The sequence below is a fragment of the Pantoea sp. RCC30.1 genome (assembly GCF_058148845.1).
In genome coordinates, this window is sequence record NZ_JBXUHX010000066.1 from 1 (window position 1) to 6,360 (window position 6,360).

General features: G+C 57.5%; 1 protein-coding gene. It reads right to left on the reverse strand.

Annotation, left to right across the window (positions count from 1 at the left end; translation table 11 throughout):
- A partial coding sequence (locus AC2LB6_RS24345) for a two-partner secretion domain-containing protein (RefSeq protein WP_490095444.1) occupies positions 1 to 6,360 on the reverse strand: 6,360 nt, incomplete at both ends.

The following is a 6,360-nucleotide window of genomic DNA, read 5'->3' on the forward strand; positions in this document are numbered from 1 at the left end:
ACCCAGAGCTGCATTGTTTTTACCCGCCGCAGTATATTGCGTCAGCGGTGCGCTGCCCTGTGACGCGGACTCAAGTGCCCCTGCGCCATTGACCTGCTGCAGCGCATTCTGGAGCTGATCGCGCCATTGCGGCGTATTGATTGCGGCTTTGTCGGCAGTTGTCAGTTGCTGATGAGGCTGCGCGCCTGCGGTGCCTGCAGCGGTTAAGCCGCGTAAAGCGGGGGCAGAAAGCGTGTTACCACTCCAGCCAGCATTCGCGGTGGTGTTGGTGTTGCTGATATCGCCGCTGAAGTTAGCAGAGACATTGCCTCCGGCCTGGATAACGGCGCGGTAGAGCTGGCCAGGCGTAAAGGTGGTTTCATTACCGGTAAGATTATAGAAAATAAAATTACTTTCGGTATCTATATGACCCGTACCTTTAAAGGGGCCAGTATTGGAACCGGGCTGACCACTTGTAGGTTTATTGCCTTTATATTCATATACCGCATAATTATTCTGTACGCCGGCCTGCCACGAATGGTTATTTAAATTACCTCCGCCAAGGCTGATGTTTCGGTTCGCGAGCAGATTACTCGCCTGGTTGTCCAGATTATTGGCCCTTATCAGCAAGTCGCGCCCGGATGAAACCGTCCCTGCCGCACCGTTACTGCTGACGTCTATCGTTGAACTGGAAAGTGCAAACTTTTGAATTACTGCTGACTGGAATGGCGCGTAGTAATTTTTTGTTGTGGTATGTACAGAGCACCCACCATCAGCCCCAGCACAACCTCCCCCGCTCTCTTTTGTTTGAGTTATGGTGTAGTAACCGTAAGAACCCGCAGGTAACTCATTAACATTAATTTTAATAGTGGCATCACCTACACCAGCCCGTGAAGGTGAGGTCGCGTTCGTCTGCGATGTCCTTAACCCATCCCTTGTATTCAGCAAATGCCCCGTATTAATCGTGATATCGCCGCTCTGCGTTTCAATGGTGCCGGAGTTATTAATGACTTCGCCGTTGGCATTTCCCGCGGCATCGCCCTGCAGCCACATACTGCCGCCTGCCAGCATATCGGCACGTTGGTTACGGATGCTGTTGGCAAAAAGAGAAAGATTACCGGCCGCATAGAGCAGCGCGTTATTAACGATGCTGCCAGGTGCACTGAGCACCAGGTTGCCGCGGGTACCGGTGAAACCGTCCAGAATGATATCGCTGCGGCTGGCTAAGTTAATATTCCCGCCGCCCTGCAGACTGCCATTCCCGTTCATGGCGATGCGGTTGCCGCTTAACGCACTGTCTCCCGAACCTGTAGTGAGCTGACCGTTATTGGTGAGATCGCCGCCTGCACTCAGCGTCAGTGCCCCACCCTGCATGGTGCCCTGGTTGTCTATCGCGCCATTACTGCTGACGGTGAGTCGCCCGCCCGCAGCCAGTACGTCGCGACCGGTAAAGCCATTCGCTATTTCCAGCGTGGCGTTACCCAGCGCCACAACCTGACCGCGCTGGTCAAAGCCGTTGCTGTGAACCAGCAGGTCGCCGCCGCTGAACAGGCGACCGCTGCCCGGCTGACCGATCTGAGCCGCGATCACGCTTAGCCGGTTGTTACCCAGCAGCGTGCCGCTGTTGTTTACCTGCTGATAATTAACCTCAAGGTTGCCGCCCTGGGCTGTGCCCTGGTTACTGAAGCCATTGCCGGTCAGCGTGCCCTGGCCGTCGGCCAGCAGCGTACCGTTGTTGCTGGCATTGGTGGCATTGAGAATCAGCTGCGACGCCTGTAGCCAGCCGTTGTTATTCAGCTGCGGCGTTGTTAGTGTCTGCGCGCCACCCAGGAGCCACCGGCCTTCATTTTGGGTTAAGCCAGTTATGGTCGCGACACCGTTGCCATTGCCCTGAATCAGGCCATAGTTGAACAGTTCCGGCCCGGTCAGCGTCAGGGCGTTTTGCGTGATAAGAGCGCCATTGCCGCCGTTGGTGATGCGCCCACCCGCATTGACCAGCAGGCTGTTGTCACCCTGTAAGCGCCCGATGTTATCCACTGCGCCACTGGTAATCTGCAGATCGCCACCCTGTACGCGTCCGGCATTATTAAGCGAGGATGACTGAAGCGTCAGCCTGCCCGCGCTGAGCAGCGTTTTATCCTGCTGCTGTGTCAGTGCACCGTTAAGGCCAACCGTCAGCGCCTCCACACCGGTCACCGCACCGTTATTGTTTAACGTGTCGCCCCGTAGCGTCAGGTTTCGAGCAATCCATTCGCCCTGATTGGTCAGCGTCAGTGCCTGCAGTGCCGCCGTACCATTCGCTGAAATCTTACTGCCCGCGCCCGCATCAAGGCGATCCGCCAGAATCAGTTGCAGTGCATCCGCACTCTGGATCGCCCCGTTATTGGTCAGTTGCCGGGCATTCAGCAGGATCTGCTGTCCCTGCCAGCTGCCGTTATTTAGAACGTCACCGCCGTTGATGTTCAGCGTGCCCTGCGTCAGCAGCGATCCGCCCTGATTATTGATCAGCTGACGTGATGGCGCGGCCAGCGCTCTGAGCAGCATTCGCCCGGCCACCTGTGGCGCAGCGGCAAACGTTAATGCCTGCAGTCCGATCAGGCTGCCCTGATTAATGACGCTGGCGGGTGAAAGGGTCAGGGTTTTGCCCTGCACCGACCCGCTGTTATTCAGCGCGGCACCGTTCAGCGTCATCGCCCCTTCACTAAGCAGTGAGCCGCTGTTGTTCAGCGTGTTCGCCGTAACCTGTGCAGTGTCCTGACTCATCAACGAGCCGGTGTTATGCAGCTCATTGCTGATGCTGGCGTTCAGATCTTTGTTGCCCAGCAGCGAGCCCTGATGCAGCCAGTTGTCAGCGTTAACCGTTGCCTGTTCGCCCTGCAGCGTTCCCTGGGTGTTGAGCTGGCTCGCGTTGAGCGTCAGTGTTCCGCCACTCAGCGTTTTGCCACCGGCAGATTGCGTGATGTTATCGGCCTGAGCAGTCAGCGCCGTGTTGCCCTGCAACAGACCGTCGTTGTTCAGGCTGGTGCCCTGCAACCCCAACTGGTCCGCCATTATTTTGCCGCTGTTGCGCAGCGTGGTGGCATTCAGGTCGCTATTGCCCTGACTGACCAGCGTGCCGCTGTTGATCAGGTCGCTGGCGATGTTACCGCGCAAGGCGCTGATGCCATTGATGCTGCCGCGGTTGTTGAGAGAATCCAGCGTGATGTCGAGTTGCTGCCCCTGCCAGCTGCCATCATTGGTCGCGCTGCCACCTTTGACGATCAGCCGATCGCCGCTCAGCAGTTGCCCATTGTTATGGTTGAGGGTCTGAGCAAATCCGAGATCCGCCAGCGTGTCGCCCTGCAGCAGCCCGCCGTTTTCCAGCGTATTGCCGCTGGCGCTGAGTTGCCCGGCCGCAATCTGGCCGCTGTTACTGAGCGTTTGTGCATGCAGGTCGGCCTGCTGGCCGGTAACGATCTGACCTGTGCCGCTGTTAGTCAGCGTATCGGCCATCTGAAGATTGAGGTCATCGCTCAGCAGGCGTCCGCTGTTGTTGAGACGGTTGCCGTTGACCGAAAACTTACCGTTAACCTGCAGCAATCCGTCGTTATCCAGTTGATCTAGCGTCAGCGTAAGCGGTCCCCCGGCGATCAACTGGCCGTCATGGAGGTTGTGGATCTGCTGATGATCGAGCGTTAAGGTGCTGTTGCCCTGCAGCAGACCCGCGTTACTGAGCGAGGGAGCATGCAGGCTGAGGTTATCCGCCGCCAGTGTGCCCTGATTATCAATCTCCGCTGCCTGCAGATTCATCTGCTGCTGGCTGATCAGACTTCCGCTGTTATCCAGCATACCCCCGACCTGGGCCGTCAGTGCCTTTCCGGCGCGGACAGTGCCACTGTTCTGCAACGCCTGCGCGTTTAACGCGATCTGATCGGCCTGCATTGCGCCGCGGTTATTCAGTGACGCGACGTCACCGTTTAGCGTGCCATCACTCAGCAACTGCCCGCCCTGCTGATTATCCAGCTGGTCGCCTTCCAGCGTAATCTGCTGATTGCCCTGAATCAGGCCACTGTTAATCAGGTCGCCACGCAGCGTCAGCGCCTGGGCAATCAGCCAGCCGCTGTTGTCAGTGCGGTTCGCTTTCAGCGCGATGCCCTGCTGTCCCAGAATTTTGCCGCTATTGTCCAGGGTGTCGCTGTGCAGATCGGCGTCGGTTTCGCTCAGGGCATTGCCGCTGTTTTGCCAGCGGTCAGCATTCACTGTCAGCTGTTTGCCCTGCATCAGTCCGCTGTTGTCCAGCGTCTGCTGTTTCACACTGAGCTGGCCTGCGCTAAGCAGCGTCCCGCTGTTGGTTAACGCGCTGCCCTGCAACGATAATGCCGTGTCGCCCTGGACCGTCCCGCTGTTATTAACCTGGCTGACATCACTGTTAAGCGTTCCGGCGGCGAGGGTTCCCTGATTAGTCAGCGCATCGCCCTGCAACCGGAGCTGATCATCAGCCAGTAATTTACCGCCATGCTGATTATGTAAATTTTTGAGTGTGGTGCTCAGGCTGGCAGCGTTGATTTCTCCGCTGTTATTCAACTGGTCGCCAGTGACAGCCAGTGTTTTTTCACTGGTGATCAATCCGCTGTTGTTGAGTTGTGGCAAATCGAGCGCAAAATCGTTGTCGGAACTGATCGTACCCGTAGCAAGGTTATCCAGCTGACCGGTATGCAAGGCGAGCAGCGTATTGCCCTGAACCAGACCGCCATTACTGATTTGCCCGGCGGTCAGCGTCAGATTGGGTGCGATTAATGAGCCTGAATTACGCAACTGCGCGCTGTTCAGGATCAGGGCGTTCTGACTGCTGATGGCTCCCTGATTTTCCAGCCAGCTACGTGCGGTCAGTTGCGCATCACCCTGTGCGGAGATGGAGCCGTTTTGCTGCAGCGTATCGCTGTTAATTACGAGATCGCCATTACTTACCATCCCGCCGCTGTTATTCAGGATCGGGGCATCGATTTGCAGACGCTGACCGATCAGTTTGCCGCTGTTATCCAGGGTGCCACTTTGGATGTTCAGGCTGCCGCCACTGATTTCATCGCGGTTATTCAGCAGTCCGCTTACCACTACCGTATTTTTACCCTGCGCCAGCAGCTTACCGTTCTGTTGCAGGGTGTTAGTGCGAACCTGCACGTCACCATTACTGGCCAGGCTGCCACTGTTAGCGATCTGCGCGGCCTGAATATCGAGTGTTTTTGCAGCGGCGAGCTGACCGGCATTGTCCAGCTGAGACGTGGCGGAGAGCTGCATCGCATCCACCGCACTGCCGCTGCTGCTGTTATCCACACTCAGGCTTCCACTGCTGAGACGCACATTCTGGCCTGCCTTCACGCTGCTGCCTTTGAGCGTGAGACTGCCCTGACTGTTGAGATCCAGCGAAGCGTCACTCCCCAGTGTGGCCGCATTTAAGGCAATATCCTGCTGCGCTGTGAGCGCGACGCTGCCACCCGCTTTATGTTCTCCCTGCAGGGCGATGCTGCTGCCTTTTGCCGTCAGCGTGCCGCTGGTCAGGCTGTTGTTGATGCTTAACCGGCCCTGAGCATCCAGCACCATATCGCCCTGGCGGGCATTAAGATTGCCGAGATTGACGCCGACGCCATTTTCGCTGGAGACCAGATGGATGCGGTTGGCATACATGCCACCCAGCGCGCCGGTATCGACGGCGACCGATGGCGCCGCACCCTCGCCCGCAATGGGTGTCACGCTGCCATCCGCACCAACCCGGTTTGCACCCAGCGTCACATTGAGATCTCTGGCATGAATGCCCGCGTTGATTTCTGTTGCGCGCGCGATGATCGAGACAGCATCGGCCTGGCTACCATCCAGCCCTTTCCCCTCAATGCTGATGGCGCCTTTCGTCACCTCCAGCGATTGCAGATTGCCCTGCGCATCCAGCTGCGGCTTACCGGTAGTCAGCGTAACATTTGGCGTATTGATAAAACCGCAGCCGTTACAGGTGATGCCATAGGGGTTGGCGACCATAACGTTTGCGGCTTTACCTGCCACTTCGGTGTAGCCCTGAAGCTGCGAACGGTTGGCACCGACCACCTCGTTGATAATGGCCCGGGCTTCCTGCCCCGCTTTCAGATTCGGGTTGTTCTGGACAAGTCCACCCAACTGGGTCTGCGTCAACCGGCCGGTTGCGTTGTTCAGGATCAGCCCTTCCTGACCGACGTTGTAATTCTGATACTGGTTATGCGACAGGCCTGCCGCATTCGGCGTCGCGATATTAATGACCGGTACACCATTCCCGGCAGCATCCACTTTGGTCCCAGGTGTGACGGGGGCTATCGCCGCAGAAAAGGCGGGCAGCAGTGGCTGAAACGCGATCAGCGAGCAGATGAGATAGCTCAGCAG